A 17589-nucleotide genomic window follows, 5' to 3' on the forward strand; every position below is an offset into this window, starting at 1 on the left:
GCGACTCCTTTGGTTGGTCCGGTGTCATAGCTAGGGCACAACCGCCCGAAAGGAAAAGGGGGAGCACCGCCCACCCCGCCATTAACGGTTTCCCCGCTCCGGCCGATCAGGTAGCTTCACCGCCAACCAGAACACCACCCTTGGGGCAGCCGGTGCCGAGATACGACCGATACATCCTTGCGCAACTGCTTGTGCTGTTCGGCTTTTTCTCGCTGGTGCTGGTCTCGGTCTACTGGGTCAACCGCGCCGTCATCCTGTTCGACCAACTCATCGCCGACGGGCAGTCGGCGGGCGTCTTCGTCGAGTTCACCGCGCTCTCCCTGCCCAACGTGATCCGCCTCGTGCTGCCGATGGCCGCCTTCGTGGCCACGGTCTACGCCACCAACCTGCTGGCCTCCGAATCCGAGCTCGTCGTGATCCAGGCCACCGGTTTCTCGGCCTGGCGGATGGCCCGCCCGGTCCTGGTCTTCGGGCTCTTCGTCGCCCTGCTGATGGCGGCACTGGTGCATGTGCTGGTGCCCGTATCGCGCGGCCAGCTGGCCGAACGGCAGGCGGAGATCGCCAACAACATCACCACGCGCTTCCTCACCGAGGGCCAGTTCCTGCACCCCGCCAAGGGGATCACCTTCTACATCCGCGAGATCTCGCCCGAAGGCGAGCTGCGCGACGTGTTCCTCTCCGATGCCCGAAACCCCGACCAGCGCACCACCTACACCGCCGCTCGCGCCTTCCTCGTCCGGCAGGACACCGGGCCGAAGCTGGTGATGTTCGACGGTGCGGCCCAGACCCTCTCGGCCGAGACCGAGCGGCTCTTCAACACCGCCTTCTCGGATTTTTCCTACGACATCGGCGCGCTCATCAGCACCACCACCTTCGCCCGCACCGATATCCGCCACTACCCGACCCCGGTGCTCTTTGCGCCGACCCCCGAGATCCTCGAGGTGACCCGGAGCACCCGGGCGGAGTTCATCTACGAGGCCAACCTGCGCATCGCCCAGCCCTTTACCGCGCTGGTGGCGGCACTGATCGGCTTTGCCACCCTGCTCACCGGCGGCTTCTCGCGCTTCGGGGTCTGGCGGCAGGTCCTCCTGGCGGTCGGGCTGCTGATCTTCATCCAGGTCGTCGAAGCCGCAGCCGCCGGGGCCGCCCGCAAGGACGCGGCCCTCTGGCCGCTGGTCTACCTGCCGATCGCGATCGGCCTCGCCCTGTCGGCAATGCTGCTGTGGTATGCCGACCGGCCCTTCCTCTTCACCCGGCGGCGCAGGGTGGATGTCACGTCGGAGGCGGCGACGTGAGACTTCACTTCTACTTCGCCCGCAAGTTCGCCATCGCCCTGCTGGGCGTCTTCGGCGTGTTTGCCATCCTGCTCACGCTCCTCGACATCGTCGAGCAGATCCGCCGTTTCTCCGATGCCGACATCTCCTTCGGCGCGGCCTTCGAGCTCTCGCTCCTCTCGGTGCCGCAAACGCTCTACCGCATCCTGCCACTGATCGTGCTCCTGGCCACGCTGGTGCTCTTCCTCGGGCTTGCGCGCAGTTCCGAGCTGGTGGTCACCCGCGCCGCCGGGCGCTCGGCGCTGCGGGCGCTGATCTCGCCGGTCGCGGTGTCGCTCCTGCTCGGCGGGCTGGGGATCGCGGTGATGAACCCCATCGTCGCCGCCACCCAGGTCCGCTACGAACAGAAGGCCGCCGATCTCGAGGCCGGCGGCGGTTCGGTGCTCTCGATCTCGGGCGAAGGCCTCTGGATGCGCCAGGGCGGCAGCGAGGGCCAGACCGTGATCCGCGCCGCCCGCGCCAGTCTCGACGGCACTTCCTTCGAGGGGGTCACCTTCATCCGCTTCGCGCCCGAGGGCGGCGATCTGCAGGGCCCCGTGCAGCGCATCGAGGCCGCCGCCGCCCGCCTCGAACCGGGCCGCTGGGTGCTCGAGAACGCCAAGGTCTGGCCACTCTCCGGCGTCCCCAACCCCGAGGCGGCCTCCTCCCGCGCGATGGAGATGGAGCTGCCCTCCTCCCTCACCCTCGACCAGATCCGCGACAGCTTCGGCACCCCCTCCGCGATCCCGATCTGGGAGCTGCCCGCCTTCATCGCCAACCTCGAGAGCGCCGGGTTCTCGGCAAAGCTGCACCGGGTCTGGATGCAGATGGAGCTGGCCCTGCCGCTGTTTCTCATGGCCATGGTGCTGGTGGGCGCGGGCTTCACCATGCGCCACACCCGCTTCGGCCGCACCGGCCTCATGTTGCTGCTCGCCCTCATGCTGGGCCTCGGTCTCTACTTCATCCGCAACTTCGCCCAGATCCTCGGCGAGAACGGGCAGATCCCGGTCGGCATGGCCGCATGGACCCCGCCCATCGCCGGCATCCTCGCCTCGCTGGCGCTGCTCCTGCACATGGAGGACGGATGATGATGCGGCCCTTCCTCGCCTCTCTCCTCGCAGGCCTCGGCCTTCTCGCCATCCTGGCGCTGCCGGTCCGGGCGCAGCAGGAGGATGCCGTGCTGCTCGCCGACCGGGTCGAGATCAACGGCAACGACCAGCTCATCGCCACCGGCAACGTCGAGGTGCTCCAGGGCACCACCCGGCTGACCGCCAGCCGCATCCTCTACGACCAGTCCAACAACATGCTGGTGATCGACGGCCCCATCGCCATGACCGACGGCGCCGACACGGTGATCCTCGCCTCCGACGCAGCGCTCTCGACCGACCTGCGCAACGGCATCCTGCGCTCCGCCCGCATGGTGCTGAACCAGCAACTCCAGCTCGCCGCCGCCGAGATCAACCGGGTCAACGGCCGCTACACCCAGCTCTACAAGACCGTCGCCTCCACCTGCCAGGTCTGCGCCAAGCGCCCGGTGCCGCTCTGGCAGATCCGCGCCCGGCGGATCGTCCACGACGAGCAGGAGCGCCAGCTCTATTTCGACAATGCCCGCTTCGAGGTCGCCGGCGTGCCGATCATGTATCTGCCCCGCCTGCGCCTCCCCGACCCCACGCTGAAGCGGGCCACCGGCTTTCTGTCTCCCACCTTCCGCTCCACCGATGCGCTCGGCTTCGGGGTCAAGATCCCCTATTTCATCACGCTGGGCCGCAGCGCCGACCTGACCCTCACGCCCTACCTGTCGACCGACGTCACCCGCACCCTCGAGTACCGCTTCCGCCGCGCCTTCCGCGCCGGCCAGCTGGAAATCGAGGGCGCCATCTCCGAGGATGACATCCGGGAAGGCGAGCTGCGGTCCTATGCCTTCATCGAAGGCCAGTTCGACATCGGTCGCGGCTACGAGCTGACCTTCGACATCGAGACCGTCTCCGACTCGGGCTACCTGCTCGATTACGGCTATTCCGACAAGGACCGGCTCGACAGCGCGGTGGAGATCGGCCGTACCCGGCGCGACGAGAACTTCCGCGCCAATGTCACCGCCTACCGCTCCCTGCGCGACAGCGAAAGCAACGAGACCCAGCCCACGATCCGCGCCGACCTGCACTGGGAGCGGCGCTTCACCCCGGGCTGGCTGGGCGGCTCGGCGGGCTACACCTTCGACCTGCACCACCACTACCGCCGCTCCGACCTCGACGTGGACAGCGCCGACGACGACCTCATCACCGATGGCCGCGATGTCACCCGCGCCTCGGCCCGGCTCGACTGGCGGCGCGACTGGCTGCTGGGCAACGGCATGATGATCGGCACCCTGGGCGCGATCAATCTCGACTGGACCAGCGTCACCGACGACGCCGCCTATTCGGAGTCCGTCTTCGAGGTCACGCCCCAGGCCGCGGTCGAGCTGCGCTGGCCCTTCATCCGCCGCTCCGCCTTTGCCACCCACATCCTCGAACCCATCGTGCAGCTCGCCTGGACCCCCGAGAGCGACACCGACCTGCCCAATGACGAAAGCACCCTGCTGGAGTTCGACGAGGGCAACCTCTTCTCGCTCGACCGCTTCCCCGGCGGCGATGTCAACGAGCGCGGCCTGCGCGCCAACCTCGGCCTCCGCTGGACCCGCTTCGATGCCGACGGCTGGATGCTGGGCGTCACCCTCGGACGGATCATCCGCGCCGACGACCTCGGCCAGTTCGCCGGATACTCCGGCCTCGAGGGCGAAAAATCCGACTGGCTCGCCGCCGTCCAGCTCCAGTTCCCCAACCGGCTGACGCTCACCAACCGCGCCCTCTTCGACGACGATTTCTCCTTCGCCATGAACGAGCTGCGCGCCTCCTGGTCCTCCGAGACCCTCTCGCTCGCCGGCTCCTACATCTGGATGGAGGCCAACACGCTCGAAGACCGCCCCCTCGACGTGAACGAGATCACCCTCGACAGCGCGTGGCAGGTCGATGACAACTGGCTCCTCTCGCTCGACTGGCGCTACGACGTCGAGCAGAACCGCGCGGCAGAGGCCACCTTCGGGGTCGAATGGCGCAACGAGTGCGTCGCGGTCGATCTCTCGGTCTCGCGCCGGTTCACCTCCTCCGCCGCCGTCGAGCCGACCACCGATCTTGCGCTCCAGGTCTCGCTTTCGGGCTTCGGCGCGGGCCGCGCCTCCCAGCGCCACCTCGCGCGCGGATGCCGCGGCTGATCCCGGCCCGGTCACACGCCTTCTTGGGATGACAAACCCCCGCACCTTTGCGATAAGAACCCGAACAACCAAGAGAACATCAGGCGGGCAGCCATGATCCAACACCTCAAGCACCTCTTCGCCGGCCTCGCGCTGGCCACCCTCACGGCCCTCGCCGCGCCGGCCACCGCGCAGGTCGCCTCCACCGACCTCTTCAAGCCGGTCGTCGTGGTCAACGGCAAGGCGGTGACCAACTTCGAGGTGCAGCAGCGCATCATCATGCTCAAGCTGTTCCGCACCCCCGGCGACCTCGAGAAGGAGGCCCTCGACGGCCTCGTCGACGACCGCCTCCGCTTCATCGCCGCCGACCAGCTGGGCCTTGAAGTCACCGAGGAGCAGATCCAGGAAGGCGAGGCCGAATTCGCCTCCCGGGCCAACCTCACGCGCGAGGAGTTCCTCCAGGCCCTCGCCGGCGCAGGCGTCGCACGCGAGAGCTTCCGCGATTTCGTGGCCGCCGGCCTGCTCTGGCGTCAGGTGGTGGGCCAGCGCTTCGCGGAGCTTGCCCGCGCCCAGGTCACCGAGAACGACATCCAGCACGCCATTTCCGCAACCTCCCGGCGCGGCGGCGGCGTTCTGGTCGACTTCGCCGAGATCATCATCCCCGCCAACACCCCCGCCGCCGCCGCCCAGGCCGAGCGCCTGGCTGCCGAGCTTGGCGGCACCACCATGTCCGAGGCCGCCTTCTCCTCCGCCGCCCGCCGCTACTCCGCCTCGCCCTCCCGCGCCCGCGGCGGCCGCGTGCCCGAGCCGGTGCCGATCGGCAACCTGCCCGGCCAGATCGCCCAGGCCTTCCTCACCCTGCCCCCCGGCGGCGTGACAGAGCCCTTCCCGATCCCCAACGCCATCGCCATCTTCCAGCTGCGCCGCCTCATCGACAGCGAGGACCCCGGCGAAGAGACCGTGGCGCTCGAATATGCCCGCTTCCTCATCCCCGGTGGCCGCAGCGAAGAGGCGCTGACCCGCGCCGCCAAGATCAAGGCACGCGTCGATGCCTGCGATGACCTCTACGGCATCGCCAAGGGGCTGCCCCCCGAGATGCTCACCCGCGAAACCCGCGCCGCCGCCGACGTACCGCGCGACATCGCGCTGGAGCTGGCCAAGCTCGACGCGGGCGAGAGCTCCACCGCGCTGACCTCGGGCAACGCGCTGGTCTTCCTCATGCTCTGCGGCCGCACCACCGCCGTCCTGGCCGATGACAGCCCCGCCGGCACCGGCGCCGCCGCGGCCGCCGCGCCCGGCACCGAGGGCGAAGCGCCTCCCGCCGCCGAAGAGCAGGAGGATCCCACCGTCGCCGGCGTGCCCGAAGTCGAGCGCCGCGCCGTGCGCGAACGCCTGATCAACCAGATCGTGGCGGGCTACGCCGACGGCTACCTCGCCGAGCTGAAGGCCGATGCCATCATCACCTACCCCTGACGGCTCGCCCCGCCCGATCGCCCTGTCCTGCGGCGATCCGGCGGGCATCGGTCCGGAAATCGCCGCCAAGGCCTGGGCAAGGCTGCGCGACAGCCAGCCCTTCGCCTATATCGGCGCCCGCCGTCACCTGCCCGAGGGCCTGCCCACCGCGCTGGTCTCCTCCACCGCAGAGGCCCCCGCCGTCGCCGCCACCGCCCTCCCGGTGATCGAGATCGACTTCGCCGGCGCCAGCACCCCCGGCACACCCGACCCGGCCGATGCCGCCGGAACCATCGCCGCCATCGAGCGCGCCGTGGCAGAGGTGCAATCCGGCGCGGCCGCCGCGCTCTGCACCTGCCCGATCTCCAAGCTGGCCCTGATCGAGGGGGCCGGATTCGCCTTTCCCGGCCACACCGAGTTTCTGGCCCATCTCGCAGGCGGCAGCCATCGCCCGGTGATGATGCTCGCCTCGCCCGAGCTGCGCGCGGTTCCGGTCACCATCCACATCCCCCTGGCCGATGTGCCCGCGGCGCTCACGCCCGGCCTGCTCACCGAGACCCTCCGCATCACCGCCGCCGCCCTGCGGCAGCACTTTGGCCTCCCAGCCCCCCGCCTCGCCGTGGCGGGCCTCAACCCCCACGCGGGCGAAGGCGGCAAGATCGGCACCGAAGAGCTCGACTGGATCGAGCACACCCTGGCCGACCTCCGCAAGGAAGGGCTCGACATCACCGGCCCCCTGCCCGCCGACACCATGTTCCACCCCGCCGCCCGCGCCCGCTACGACGCGGCGCTCTGCATGTATCACGACCAGGCGCTGATCCCGGCCAAGACGCTGGCCTTCGACAGCGCCGTCAACGTCACCCTCGGGCTGCCCTTCATCCGCACCTCGCCCGACCACGGCACCGCCTACGACATCGCGGGCACCGGCACCGCCAACCCCGCCTCCCTGATCGGCGCCCTCCAGATGGCCGCCGAGATGGCCACCGCCCGGAGCACCCATGGCGCAGATTGACGGCCTCCCTCCCCTGCGCGAGGTCATCGCCACCCACGGGCTTGCGGCCAAAAAATCGCTGGGCCAGAACTTCCTGCTCGATCTCAACCTGACCGCCCGCATCGCCCGCATCCCGGGCGACCTGAGCCAGGCCGATGTGCTAGAGGTCGGCCCCGGTCCCGGTGGGCTGACCCGCGGCCTGCTGGCCAACGGCGCCCGCCGCGTGCTGGCGATCGAAAAGGACAGCCGCTGCCTCCCCGCCCTGGCCGAGATCGCCGAGGCCTACCCGGACCGGCTCACGGTGATCGAGGGCGACGCGCTCGAGGTCGATCCGCTCCAGCACCTCACCGGCCCCATCCATGTCGTGGCCAACCTGCCCTACAACGTCGGCACCGAGCTGCTGATCCGCTGGCTGACCCCGCAGGTCTGGCCGCCCTACTGGCAGAGCCTCACCCTGATGTTCCAGCGCGAGGTCGCCGAGCGCATCGTGGCCCAGCCGGGCGGCAAGGCCTACGGACGCCTCGCCGTGCTCGCCCAGTGGAAGGCCGAAGCCCGCATCGCCCTGTCGCTGCCGCCAGAGGCCTTCACGCCTCCGCCCAAGGTCTCCTCTGCCGTGGTCCACCTCACGCCCCGCCCCGCGCCCGCCTTCCCCGCCGACCCGGGGGTGATGGAGCGCGTGGTCGCCAAGGCCTTCAACCAGCGCCGCAAGATGCTGCGCGCCGCGCTCAAGGGCCTGCACCCCCGGATCGAGGACAAGCTCGAGGAGGCCGGCATCGCGCCCACCGACCGGGCCGAAACTGTCTCCATCGAACGCTTCGCCGCTCTCGCCCGCGCGCTCCAGGGCTGAACCAACGGGATGGCGGGTGGGGTGTCGTGGGCACAGCCCGCGCACGGCACCCCCATCCGCAACGAAAAAGGGCGCGCCCGCCGGACACGCCCTCGAATTCTTCAAGCCGAACGGCTCACTCTGCCGCGTTGGCCTCCTGCGAGGCACCACCGCCTTCGCCGCCGCTCTCCGCGGCCGGCTTGCGGGTGCGCTTGCGGCGCGGCTTCTGCGGCTTGCTTTCGGGCGTTTCCACCAGCCCGCTGTCGCTCTCGTCGGTGTCCATTACGTCCATCACGTCGGAGCCGCCGCTCTTGCGCTCCTGCGCCCGGTCGTCCTGGCCGCCCTGGTTGCCGTAGCCGCCACCCTGGTTGCCACCACCCTGGTTGCCGTCATCCCCCTGCTGACGGTCCTGGCCGCCACCCTGGTTCTGCTGGTTGTTGTTGCCCTGCTGCTGCTGGCGGCTTTCCTGCTCCCGCTGCGCCTCGCCCAGCATACGGATGTAATGCTCGGCGTGCTGCTGGAAGTTCTCCGCCGCCACCCGGTCATTGCCGAGCTGTGCGTCGCGGTGCAACTGCTGGTACTTGTCGATGATCTGCTGCGGCGTGCCGCGCACCTTGCCCTCCGGCCCCGAACTGTCGAAGACCCGGTTGACGATGTTGCCCATAGAGCGCGAGCGGTTCCCCTTGGAACGCGAGCGTGACTTGGAAGATCTCATGTATACTACAATCCGCCTTGTTGCGGTTCTTGCACGACCCGACCGCGGTTGCGGTCTCGAAATGATCCGGTCGGCGATTGGATGACAGCGAGAGGGGGTGTGCCCGAGCACCGCGCCTCTGTTCATTGGTTATATGGGGCTTTCAGCCCGTTACAAGCAAAAAATCACCCGAATGCGGTGCAAGCCGGGCGGTCTGCGGCGTTCTGCCGCCGGTTCAGCCCCGCGCCGCCACCACCCTGTCGCGCCCGTCGAGGTCGGGCAGCACCCGGATATCTGCCAGCCCGACGGCATCGAACAGCGCGCTGACCGCTCGGCCCTGCGTCGGCCCGATCTCCACCAGCACCCGCCCGCCCTTCGCCAGCCGGTCGCCCAGCCCGCCGGCAATCGCGCGATAGGCCGAAAGCCCGTCGCCCCCGTCGGTCAGCGCCCCGCGCGGCTCATGGGCCAACTCGCGCTGCAAGCCGGCCATTTCCGCCTCGGCGATATAGGGCGGGTTGGACACGATCAGGTCGAAGCGCCCGCGCAGCCCTGCGCACCAATCGGTCTCGATGAACCCGGCCCGTCGCTCCAGCCCGAGCGCCCGCGCGTTCTCTCGCGCAACCTCCAGCGCCGCGCCGGATACATCGGTGCCAACGCCCCTCGCCTGTTGGCGTTCTGCAAGCAATGTCAAAAGGATACAGCCCGATCCTGAGCCGAGGTCCAGCACGTCTCCAAAGGGCTCTTCCAGCGCCGCCGCCACGAGAACTTCGGTCTCCGGGCGCGGGTCCAGCACCCGCGCGTCCACCTTGAACCGGCGCCCCCAGAACTCCCGCCAGCCGCGAATGTGGCTCATCGGTTCACCGCCCGCCCGCCGCGCCGCCAGCGCCTCGGCGCGGGCCAGGGCCTCTGCGTCGAGCAGCTCGTCGCGCCGCAGCGCGAGCCTGTCCCGTTCCACGCCCAGGGCCTCCGCCAGCAGCATCGAGGCCTCGCGCGGCGCATCCCCGATGCCCGCGCCCGCCAGGAGATCCGCCACCCGGCGCAGCCCCGCGCCGACGGTGCTCACCCGCCCAGCTCCGCCAGCTTGCGGGCCTGATCCTCGGCCACCAGCGCCTCGACGATCTCGCCCAGCTCGCCCTGCATCACCCGGTCGATCGCATAGAGCGTCAGGTTGATGCGGTGATCGGTCACGCGCCCCTGCGGAAAATTGTAGGTCCTTATCCGCTCGCTGCGGTCTCCCGAGCCCACCTGCGCCTTGCGGTCGGCGCTCCGCGCGCCCTCCACGCGGCTGCGCTCAAGGTCGTAGAGCCGCGTGCGCAGCACCTGCATGGCGATCTCGCGGTTGCGGTGCTGGCTCTTCTCGCTCGAGGTCACCACCACACCGGTCGGCAGATGGGTGATCCGCACCGCCGAATCGGTTGTGTTCACATGCTGCCCGCCAGCGCCGCTGGCCCGCATCGTGTCGATCCGGATGTCCGAGGCCGGGATCTCGATATCCACCTCCTCCGCCTCGGGCAGCACCGCCACCGTCGCCGCGCTGGTGTGGATCCGCCCGCCGCTCTCGGTCTCGGGCACCCGCTGCACCCGGTGCACCCCGCTCTCGAACTTCAGCCGCGCAAAGACCCCTTCGCCCTTCACATGGGCCACCGCCTCCTTCACGCCGCCCAGCTCGGTCTCGGCCAGCTCCAGCAGCTCGAACCCCCAACCCTGGCTCTCGGCGTAGCGCTGATACATCCGCAGCAGGTCACCGGCAAAAAGCGCCGCCTCCTCGCCCCCCGTGCCGGGGCGGATCTCCAGGATCGCGGGCCGCGCATCCGCGGCATCCCTGGGCAACAGCGCGATCTGGAGGTTCTGCTCGATCTCCGGCAGCCGCTCCTTCAGCGCAGGCAACTCCTCCTCGGCCAGCTCCGCCATCTCCGGGTCGCGCAGCATGGCCTCCGCCTCGGCGATGTCGGCCCGCACCTGCCGCCAGGCCGCGATCTCGGCGACCACCGGCTTCAACTCGGCATACTCGCGCCCCAGCCGGGCGATCTCCTCGCCGCTGACGCCCGCGTTCATCCGCGCCTCGAGATACTCGAAACGGGCCGTGATCTCTGCCAGTCGCTCTTCCGAAACCATGGCCCCCTCTCCCTCATCATCGCGCTTTGGTCAAGAGCGGCCCCGTGCTATGCTCTCGGAATGAAACGGCTTCTCGCCCTCTCGCTCGCCCTTGCCGGCCTCTCCGCCGGCCCGGTCGATGCAGCCGGCAAGACCGTGGATTGCTACTGTACCGATACCCAGGGCAGCCGCGTGGAGCTGGGCGAACAGATCTGCCTCACGGTGGGCGGCCGCAGCTTCACCGCGCAGTGCCAGATGTCGCTGAACGTGCCGATGTGGCGCGAGATCCGGCCCAACTGCCTCAGCTCGTCCCTGCTGCCCCGGCCAGTCCAGCCTCGGCAATCCAGCGCTCCAGCCTCTTCCGGTTGACCCCGAAGTCGCCGCGCCCGATGACCAGATGGGCGTGGATGTGCAGCGCGCCCGCACCGTCGCGCCAGACCCGTGTCACATCGGGGAACTGCCAGATCACCGAGCGTGTCACATAGGTGCCTTCGCGCGGCGAGACGGTGCGCAGGTCATCGAGCGCCACCTTCTTGAGCCGTGCCTCCGCATCGCCGGGCGCGCCGGGGATCACCAGCTTGGCGCCGCCCTCCATCGCGTGCCACCCCGCAGCGTCAGGGCCGGGCCGCCCGGCCAGCCGCGCCTCGGGGATCGGCCAGAGCCGCACCGCAAGCCCAAGGACCATCAGCCCCACCCCGATCGAAACAAGCGCCCAGAACATGGCCCGCTCCTGCATTGCCACCCCGATGTGCAGCCTCTAGCGGCGGCGCCACATCACGGCGAGGTTCACCATGGCAAAGACAAAGCAGGCCATGGCCACAAGGTAGAAGAAGATCTCGTATCTCGGCGCGAGGCCGAGCTTCACCACCAGCCAGGGCGCCAGCACCGCCAGCACCCCCGCCGCCGCGATGAGCAGCGCCATGCGCCGCCCCATCCGGGCAAAGGCCCGTTCCTCTTCCGGAGTCACAGCGCCCGCATCAGTAAACGTCGCCCTTCTTCACCCGGCCCGAAAACTCGGTCTCGCCACCCTCGGCCAGAACCTTGGCCTGGCTCACCCAGTCGTCCCGGCGGGCCCGACCCTTGAAGCCTTCAAGATTCTGGTCCACCCAGTCGAGCTCGTCCTCGCTCCAGTTGGCGACCTGGTCGAAGTGGTAGAACCCCATGGAATTCAGGAGCTTTTCCAGCTTCGGACCCACGCCCTTGATGGCCTTCAGGTTGTCAGGCTTGCCAGCACGGGCCTCGGTGAGCGTGGCGGGCTTGGTGCCCGGACCGGCAGCTGTCTCGCTGGCTCCCCCCGCCTTCGGGCCCGGCTTGGCCGCCTTTGCCTCGCTGGCCTGTCCGCCGTCGCGCGAGGTGCTGTCCTCTCCGGCGCCGCCGCTCGGCGCGGTGGCCTGACCCTTGGCATCCTTGGCGTCCTTGCCCGCATCGGCCTTGCGCTCGGCATCGCCCGCGCCCTTGACCTTCTCCCTGTCGGCCTCGGCCTCGGCCTGCTCGGCCTTGGGGGCGGGCTTCTTCTTCGCCTCCGCGTCCTGCCGAACCGAGGATTTCGGGCTCTCCGCCTTGGCCGGCTTGCCCGCCTTGGCGGCCGCCTCCGCGCGGGCCTTCGAGGTCGGCGTCGCGTTCTTGCCGCTCCAGGGCGTGAGCAGCGGAACCTCGGTGCCGTCGATCCGCTTGACGGTGTCGCCCAGGTCGGTGGCCAGCTGCACAGAGGCGTTGTACTTGGTTTTGCCGCTGTCATGCTCGGTGAGCGAGGTGAGCCCGGAGAGCGGCTCGGCGGCATAGCGCCCGTTCTGCGGCCCCGGCACCGGCACCTTGCCGGCGCGCAGTTCTTCGATGATCTCGCCAAAGCGGGCGGCCGTCAGATCCTCGTAATAATCCTTGCCGATCTGGGCCATCGGCGCGTTCGCGCAGGCGCCCAGGCACTCGACCTCCTCCCAGCTCAGCTTGCCATCTTCCGAGATCTCATGCGGGTTCGCGGCGATCTTCTCGCGGCACACCGCGATCAGGTCCTCGGCGCCGCAGATCATGCAGCTCGTCGTGCCGCAAACCTGGATATGCGCAACGCTGCCAACGGGTTGCAGCTGGAACATGAAGTAGAAAGACGCCACCTCCAGCACCCGGATATCGGCCATGCCCAGCATGTCCGCAACATGCTCGATCGCCGGACGGGTCAGCCACCCCTCCTGCTCCTGCGCCCGCCACAACAGCGGGATGACGGCACTCGCCTGCCGCCCCTCCGGGTACTTGGTGATCTGCGCCTCCGCCCACTTCCGGTTGGCCGGGGTAAAGGCAAAACTCTCGGGCTGATCGTGGTACAGGCGGCGCAGCATCAAACCTCTCCTTCCGCAACCAGGCGGCAGCCGGTGAACACCGTGTATTGCGCGCCCAGAAATTCGCTCAACGCGGCAATGACCGCGCGGTTGTCATCCGTCAACCCGCCTTCGCCGATCTGGCCGGCGGGAATGTCCAGAAGGCGCTTGCTGAGGCCCTCCAGCTGTTGCGCCAGGTAGGCGCGATACTTGTCGAGCGGGCCAAGGATCTCGGCCTTGGCCAGCTCGCTCTGGAGCGCGTCAAGCCGCGGCACGACGCTGCGCTGCAAGGCGGTCAGCCGTGCCTCGCTCTCCACCACGATCTCCGGCGGCCAGTGCTCGTCCAGCCCCGGCCCCGGCGCCACCTGCCTCAGCGCCGCATCCAGCGCGGCGGCGGCGTCGAAGGTCTCGAAGCAGAGATCCAGCTTCTTTTCCAGCAACCGCGACTCCTGGGCGGCGACAAAGGAGGTGCGGGCATAGAAGGCCTGCACCGCCACGAAGATCGCCGCCACCAGCGTCGAGCCCGCCAGCACCATGTTGCCCCCCGGCCAGCCCATGCCCCGCCCTATTCCGCACGGGGAAACATGGGCATCTCGTTCAGCAGCGCGAAGGAGAGCGTAAAGGTGAAGAGCAGGAACAGCGCCACGAAGGTCGCGCCTCCGGCCAGGATCCCCAGCGGATAGGCCGTCAGCGCCGACGGCACCCGCCTGGCCACGAAGATCGTGACCGAGAGCGATGCGACCAGCATCAGGAGAAACACGAGCACAGGCATCATCGGCTCAGCGATCTACCTCGCCGAACACGATATCCATCGTCCCGATGATCGCGGCGATGTCGGCCAACTGGTGGCCCTTGGCGATGTGATCCATGCTCTGCAGGTGCAGGTAGCCCGGCGCGCGCAGCTTGGCTCGGTAGGGTTTGTTGGTGCCATCGGCCTTGAGATACACGCCGAACTCGCCCTTCGGCGCCTCCACCGCGCAATAGACCTCGCCCTCGGGCACGTGGAACCCCTCGGTGTAGAGCTTGAAGTGGTGGATCAGCGCCTCCATCGAGCGCTTCATCTCGGCCCGCGGCGGCGGGGTGATCTTGCCCCGCGCCAGCACGTCGCCCTGCCCTTCGGGCGCGCGCAGCTTGTCGATGGCCTGCAGGATAATGCTGGTCGATTGCCGCATCTCCTCCATCCGCACGAGGTACCGGTCGTAGCAATCGCCATTCTTGCCGATCGGGATCTGGAACTCGAACTCGTCGTAGCACTCGTAGGGCTGGGCGCGGCGCAGGTCCCAGGCCATGCCCGACCCGCGCACCATCACGCCCGAATAGCCCCAGTCCAGCGCCTCCTGCTGGGAGACCACGCCGATATCGGCGTTGCGCTGCTTGAAGATGCGGTTCTCGGTGAGCAGCCCGTCGATATCGTCGAGCCGGTTCGGAAACTTCTTCGCCCAGGTCTCGATATCGTCGAGCAACTCGGGCGGCAGATCCTGATGCACGCCGCCGGGCCGGAAATAGGCCGCGTGCAGCCGCGCGCCGCAAGCCCGTTCGTAGAAGATCATCAGGTCTTCGCGCTCCTCGAAGCCCCAGAGCGGCGGGGTCAGCGCGCCCACGTCCATCGCCTGCGTCGTGACGTTCAGCAGGTGGTTCAGGACGCGCCCGATCTCCGAGAAGAGCACCCGGATCAGCGAGGCCCGGCGCGGCACCTCCACGCCCGTCAGCTTCTCGATCGCAAGGCACCAGGCGTGCTCCTGGTTCATCGGGGCGACGTAGTCGAGCCGGTCGAGATAGGGCAGGTTCTGCAGGTAGGTCCGGCTCTCCATCAGCTTCTCGGTGCCCCGGTGCAGCAGCCCGATATGCGGGTCGCAGCGCTCCACGATCTCGCCGTCGAGCTCCAGGACCAGCCGCAAGACCCCGTGCGCCGCAGGGTGTTGCGGGCCGAAGTTGATGTTGAAGTTGCGGATCTTCTGCTCGCCGGTCAGCGCGTCGTCAAAGCCCTTGCCATCCATCGGTCAGACCCTTTCCATGTTGCGCTGCCAGGCTTCCGGAAGCGCCCCCATCTCTTCGGCCACCGCCGCGTATTGCGGGGCCAGCATCCGTTGCAATGCCGCCCGGCGCGGCTCGTCGAGCTCCACCTCCGGGCCGGCGTTCACCTTCTCGTTCAGGTTAACCTTCACCCGGTCGATCCCGAGAAAATCGCAGAGCGCGCGCACCGAGCCGGGCTTGAACAGGTCTTCGTAGAACCCGCACATCACCCGCTCCTTCGGCAGGGCGGCCAGCTTGGCCAGCACCGCCGTGTAGTCGCCCCTCTGGGCGATGTCGGCATTCTCGCCGCGCAATGCCTTGTCGAGCAGCTGGCGCGCCACCTCCTCGGTGTTGCCCTGCCCGGCCCGTGCGGCGCGGCGGCCAGCCATGAACCGGCACTGGCTCCAGTACCGATCCACCGGATCGCGCATCAGGAACAGGAACCGCGTCTCCGGCACCACCTCGGCCATCTCGCGCAGCCGCTTCTGCGGCAGCAGGCAATAGGCGGGCGTGATGTCGGCCACCAGCTTCGCGTCCTCGGCGCCCTCATAGAGAATGTCGACATAGGCGCGCGGGTCGCGGGCGCCGATCACCAGCACCGCCAGCCAGCGCTCCATCTGGCGCAGCCTCCGGCGCAGGCGCGGCAAGCGGCCCTCCTCCTCGCCCGAGTCCACGCGGGCGATCCGGTCCCGCAGCCGCCCGATCTGGGCCACCACGGCATCCTTCTGCCAGTCGGGGTTCATGCCCTCGACCGTATCCCAGTAGTGCATCTCCTTGGCCACGGGCATCGCACACTGCGGATGTGCATCCAGAAAGCCGTAGAGCCAGCTCGTGCCGGTCCTCGGCGCGCCGATGCCGTAAAGCAGTGTCGCCCGCTCGCCCACGCTCAGCCCTTGGCCTCTTCGGCCTTCTTCTCGTCACCGGGCAGGATGTATTCGGCGCCCTCCCAGGGGCTCATGAAATCGAACTGGCGGTAATCCTGCGTCAGCTTCACCGGCTCGTAGACCACCCGCTTCTCGACCTCGTCGTAGCGCAGCTCCACGTAGCCCGTGGTCGGAAAGTCCTTGCGCAGCGGATGGCCGCGAAAGCCGTAATCGGTGAGCAGGCGGCGCAGGTCGGGATGGCCCGAGAACATGATCCCGAACATGTCGAAGACCTCGCGCTCGAACCAGTTGGCGCTCGGGTGCTGGCCCACGATCGAGGGCACCATCTCGTCCTCGCGCACGGCCACCCGCAGGCGGATGCGCTGGTTCTGGTACATGCTGAGGAAGTGGTAGACCACGTCAAACCGCTTGTCCCGCTCGGGGTAGTCCACGGCAGTTATGTCGACCAGCGTGGAAAAGCGGCAGTTGGCGTCGGCCTTCAGGAACTCCACGAACCCCGGCAGGTTCGATGGGGCCACATCGACGTTCAGCTCGCCAAAGGCCACATCCCACCCCAGCACGCAATCGGTGCGGCGGGCCTCGAGGTGCTGGCCGAGTTCGTTCAGGGCGTCAGACATGGGCGGTCCTTTTCAGCGAACGAGGGTGCCGGTGCGGCGGATGCGGCGCTGGAGCTGCAGCAGCCCGTAGAGCAGGGCCTCCGCCGTCGGCGGGCAGCCTGGCACGTAGATGTCGACCGGCACGATCCGGTCGCAGCCGCGCACCACCGAGTAGCTGTAGTGGTAGTAGCCGCCGCCGTTGGCGCAGGAGCCCATAGAGATCACGTAGCGCGGCTCGGGCATCTGGTCATAGACCTTGCGCAGCGCAGGGGCCATCTTGTTGGTCAGCGTCCCGGCCACGATCATCACGTCGCTCTGGCGCGGCGAGGCGCGCGGCGCGATCCCGAAACGCTCGGCATCGTAGCGCGGCATCGAGGTGTGCATCATCTCCACCGCGCAGCAGGCGAGCCCGAAGGTCATCCAGTGCAGGCTTCCGGTGCGGGCCCAGTTGATCAGGTCTTCCGTCGAGGTGAGCAGAAAGCCCTTGTCCTGCAAATCGCGGTTGAGCGACTGCACGGCCACTTCCTTGTCGGCCCCGGCGGTAATGGCGCCATAGGGAGCAAGTTCGCCCTGCACCTGCGGCGGGGCCAGCGGGCTCTCCGGCTTGGTCGTCACTCCCATTCCAGCGCCCCCTTCTTCCATTCATAGGCAAAGCCCACCGTCAGCACGGCGAGGAACACCATCATCGACCAGAAGGCCAGCATGCTCATGTCGGCAAAGGCCACAGCCCAGGGAAACAGGAAGGCGATCTCGAGATCGAAGATGATGAAAAGGATCGAAACGAGGTAGAACCGCACATCGAACTTCATCCGGGCGTCGTCGAAGGCGTTGAAGCCGCATTCGTAGGCGCTCACCTTCTCCGCGTCGGGGTTTCGCACCGCCAGAACGGCCGCGGCAAGGATCAGCACCACCCCGAGGCCGATGGCGATCGCGATGAAGATGACGATGGGCAGGTATTCCCTGAGCAAAGCGTCCAAAGCCGGCTCCTTTCTCGCGTGCTGCACGTGCAGGCCGAGGCGGCCCCGGGCACGCGCATCGTGGCTGTGTCAGGTCTTACTCCCGCACCCCGGAGGGGTCAACCAAGAGCGCCTTCAAAGTCCGGGGCTTTTTGCCGCTGTACGCCACCCTGCGCCGCCGCCAGGGCAGACCGGCCACCCGGGCCGGACCGTCCTTGAAAACCGCCCGGCGCGG

Annotated in this window: 20 protein-coding genes; 7 read left to right on the top strand and 13 right to left on the bottom strand. The window is 68.6% G+C overall.

Annotation, left to right across the window (positions count from 1 at the left end; genetic code table 11):
• The first annotated feature begins 152 nt into the window (after window positions 1-152).
• The 6 genes from lptF to rsmA all read left to right on the top strand — a co-directional run bounded on the left by lptF (window position 153) and on the right by rsmA (window position 7829).
• Window positions 153-1295 carry an LPS export ABC transporter permease LptF gene (lptF, locus tag BUR94_RS09380; protein WP_074257656.1) on the top strand — a complete coding sequence of 381 codons (1143 nt, stop codon included), beginning with the start codon at window positions 153-155 and terminating at the stop codon, window positions 1293-1295.
• Window positions 1292-2401, top strand: coding sequence for an LPS export ABC transporter permease LptG (gene lptG / locus BUR94_RS09385; RefSeq protein WP_074255994.1), 1110 nt, complete (start codon window positions 1292-1294; stop codon window positions 2399-2401). Before lptF ends, lptG begins: the two co-directional genes overlap by 4 nt.
• Window positions 2401-4560: an LPS-assembly protein LptD gene (locus tag BUR94_RS09390; protein WP_245794413.1), complete on the top strand. Its 2160-nt coding sequence runs from the start codon at window positions 2401-2403 to the stop codon at window positions 4558-4560. The genes lptG and BUR94_RS09390 overlap by 1 nt, the downstream gene beginning before the upstream one ends.
• A gap of 93 nt (window positions 4561-4653) precedes the next feature.
• Window positions 4654-6012, top strand: coding sequence for a peptidylprolyl isomerase (locus BUR94_RS09395; RefSeq protein WP_074255995.1), 1359 nt, complete (start codon window positions 4654-4656; stop codon window positions 6010-6012).
• Window positions 5990-7003 carry a 4-hydroxythreonine-4-phosphate dehydrogenase PdxA gene (pdxA, locus tag BUR94_RS09400; RefSeq protein ID WP_074255996.1) on the top strand — a complete coding sequence of 338 codons (1014 nt, stop codon included), beginning with the start codon at window positions 5990-5992 and terminating at the stop codon, window positions 7001-7003. The genes BUR94_RS09395 and pdxA overlap by 23 nt, the downstream gene beginning before the upstream one ends.
• Complete coding sequence (rsmA, locus tag BUR94_RS09405) at window positions 6990-7829, top strand: 16S rRNA (adenine(1518)-N(6)/adenine(1519)-N(6))-dimethyltransferase RsmA (RefSeq protein ID WP_074255997.1); 840 nt, start codon at window positions 6990-6992, stop codon at window positions 7827-7829. Before pdxA ends, rsmA begins: the two co-directional genes overlap by 14 nt.
• Before the next feature lie 115 nt (window positions 7830-7944).
• Here rsmA and BUR94_RS09410 read toward each other — a convergent pair whose 3' ends face one another.
• The 3 genes from BUR94_RS09410 to prfA form a co-directional block, all read right to left on the bottom strand.
• Complete coding sequence (locus tag BUR94_RS09410) at window positions 7945-8523, bottom strand: DUF4167 domain-containing protein (RefSeq protein WP_074255998.1); 579 nt, start codon at window positions 8521-8523, stop codon at window positions 7945-7947.
• Between the two features lie 214 nt (window positions 8524-8737).
• Window positions 8738-9565, bottom strand: a complete 828-nt coding sequence (prmC, locus tag BUR94_RS09415) for a peptide chain release factor N(5)-glutamine methyltransferase (RefSeq protein WP_074255999.1) — start codon at window positions 9563-9565, stop codon at window positions 8738-8740.
• Window positions 9562-10617: a peptide chain release factor 1 gene (prfA, locus tag BUR94_RS09420; RefSeq protein ID WP_074256000.1), complete on the bottom strand. Its 1056-nt coding sequence runs from the start codon at window positions 10615-10617 to the stop codon at window positions 9562-9564. Before prfA ends, prmC begins: the two co-directional genes overlap by 4 nt.
• 60 nt (window positions 10618-10677) lie before the next feature.
• Between prfA and BUR94_RS09425 the strand changes: the two genes are divergently transcribed.
• Window positions 10678-10965 (top strand): hypothetical protein, encoded by a 288-nt coding sequence (locus BUR94_RS09425; protein WP_074256001.1) that lies wholly within the window; start codon window positions 10678-10680, stop codon window positions 10963-10965.
• On the opposite strand, the gene BUR94_RS09430 is transcribed toward BUR94_RS09425, so the two are convergent.
• Genes BUR94_RS09430 through BUR94_RS09475 form a run of 10 tightly spaced genes read right to left on the bottom strand, consistent with a single transcriptional unit; the run spans window position 10898 to window position 17375 of the window.
• Complete coding sequence (locus tag BUR94_RS09430) at window positions 10898-11317, bottom strand: DUF1499 domain-containing protein (RefSeq protein WP_074256002.1); 420 nt, start codon at window positions 11315-11317, stop codon at window positions 10898-10900. The genes BUR94_RS09425 and BUR94_RS09430 overlap by 68 nt on opposite strands.
• Window positions 11318-11353: 36 nt before the next feature.
• Window positions 11354-11563 carry a DUF5337 family protein gene (locus BUR94_RS09435; protein WP_074256003.1) on the bottom strand — a complete coding sequence of 70 codons (210 nt, stop codon included), beginning with the start codon at window positions 11561-11563 and terminating at the stop codon, window positions 11354-11356.
• A 10-nt stretch (window positions 11564-11573) separates the two neighbouring features.
• On the bottom strand, window positions 11574-12926 hold the full coding sequence (locus BUR94_RS09440) for an NADH-quinone oxidoreductase subunit E (protein ID WP_074256004.1): 1353 nt from the start codon (window positions 12924-12926) through the stop codon (window positions 11574-11576).
• The gene (locus BUR94_RS09445) at window positions 12926-13462 is read right to left on the bottom strand and encodes a hypothetical protein (RefSeq protein ID WP_074256005.1); all 537 of its coding nucleotides are present in this window, start codon (window positions 13460-13462) and stop codon (window positions 12926-12928) included. Before BUR94_RS09445 ends, BUR94_RS09440 begins: the two co-directional genes overlap by 1 nt.
• An 8-nt stretch (window positions 13463-13470) precedes the next feature.
• Window positions 13471-13680 carry a hypothetical protein gene (locus tag BUR94_RS09450; protein ID WP_074256006.1) on the bottom strand — a complete coding sequence of 70 codons (210 nt, stop codon included), beginning with the start codon at window positions 13678-13680 and terminating at the stop codon, window positions 13471-13473.
• A 4-nt stretch (window positions 13681-13684) separates the two neighbouring features.
• Window positions 13685-14902, bottom strand: coding sequence for an NADH-quinone oxidoreductase subunit D (locus tag BUR94_RS09455; RefSeq protein ID WP_074256007.1), 1218 nt, complete (start codon window positions 14900-14902; stop codon window positions 13685-13687).
• Between the two features lie 3 nt (window positions 14903-14905).
• Entirely contained in the window at window positions 14906-15802 is an 897-nt protein-coding gene (locus tag BUR94_RS09460) for a sulfotransferase family protein (RefSeq protein WP_074256008.1), read from the bottom strand.
• A gap of 2 nt (window positions 15803-15804) precedes the next feature.
• Window positions 15805-16419, bottom strand: a complete 615-nt coding sequence (locus BUR94_RS09465; protein WP_074256009.1) for an NADH-quinone oxidoreductase subunit C — start codon at window positions 16417-16419, stop codon at window positions 15805-15807.
• Between the two features lie 12 nt (window positions 16420-16431).
• A complete protein-coding gene (locus tag BUR94_RS09470) occupies window positions 16432-17019 on the bottom strand; it encodes a NuoB/complex I 20 kDa subunit family protein (RefSeq protein WP_245794415.1) in 588 nt (195 codons plus the stop codon).
• Window positions 17010-17375: an NADH-quinone oxidoreductase subunit A gene (locus BUR94_RS09475; protein ID WP_074256010.1), complete on the bottom strand. Its 366-nt coding sequence runs from the start codon at window positions 17373-17375 to the stop codon at window positions 17010-17012. Before BUR94_RS09475 ends, BUR94_RS09470 begins: the two co-directional genes overlap by 10 nt.
• Between the last annotated feature and the right edge of the window lie 214 nt (window positions 17376-17589).

The sequence above is a fragment of the Vannielia litorea genome (genome assembly GCF_900142295.1).
Lineage (GTDB): Bacteria > Pseudomonadota > Alphaproteobacteria > Rhodobacterales > Rhodobacteraceae > Vannielia > Vannielia litorea.

Bases quoted from the DNA above. Each gene is read 5' to 3' on its own strand.
- BUR94_RS09390 (WP_245794413.1), top strand. From the start codon at position 2,401: ATGATGCGGCCCTTCCTCGCCTCTCTCCTCGCAGGCCTCGGCCTTCTC.
- BUR94_RS09395 (WP_074255995.1), top strand. From the start codon at position 4,654: ATGATCCAACACCTCAAGCACCTCTTCGCCGGCCTCGCGCTGGCCACC.
- pdxA (WP_074255996.1), top strand. From the start codon at position 5,990: ATGCCATCATCACCTACCCCTGACGGCTCGCCCCGCCCGATCGCCCTG.
- rsmA (WP_074255997.1), top strand. From the start codon at position 6,990: ATGGCGCAGATTGACGGCCTCCCTCCCCTGCGCGAGGTCATCGCCACC.
- BUR94_RS09410 (WP_074255998.1), bottom strand. From the start codon at position 8,523: ATGAGATCTTCCAAGTCACGCTCGCGTTCCAAGGGGAACCGCTCGCGC.
- prfA (WP_074256000.1), bottom strand. From the start codon at position 10,617: ATGGTTTCGGAAGAGCGACTGGCAGAGATCACGGCCCGTTTCGAGTAT.
- BUR94_RS09425 (WP_074256001.1), top strand. From the start codon at position 10,678: ATGAAACGGCTTCTCGCCCTCTCGCTCGCCCTTGCCGGCCTCTCCGCC.
- BUR94_RS09430 (WP_074256002.1), bottom strand. From the start codon at position 11,317: ATGTTCTGGGCGCTTGTTTCGATCGGGGTGGGGCTGATGGTCCTTGGG.
- BUR94_RS09440 (WP_074256004.1), bottom strand. From the start codon at position 12,926: ATGCTGCGCCGCCTGTACCACGATCAGCCCGAGAGTTTTGCCTTTACC.
- BUR94_RS09445 (WP_074256005.1), bottom strand. From the start codon at position 13,462: ATGGGCTGGCCGGGGGGCAACATGGTGCTGGCGGGCTCGACGCTGGTG.
- BUR94_RS09450 (WP_074256006.1), bottom strand. From the start codon at position 13,680: ATGATGCCTGTGCTCGTGTTTCTCCTGATGCTGGTCGCATCGCTCTCG.
- BUR94_RS09455 (WP_074256007.1), bottom strand. From the start codon at position 14,902: ATGGATGGCAAGGGCTTTGACGACGCGCTGACCGGCGAGCAGAAGATC.
- BUR94_RS09465 (WP_074256009.1), bottom strand. From the start codon at position 16,419: ATGTCTGACGCCCTGAACGAACTCGGCCAGCACCTCGAGGCCCGCCGC.
- BUR94_RS09470 (WP_245794415.1), bottom strand. From the start codon at position 17,019: ATGGGAGTGACGACCAAGCCGGAGAGCCCGCTGGCCCCGCCGCAGGTG.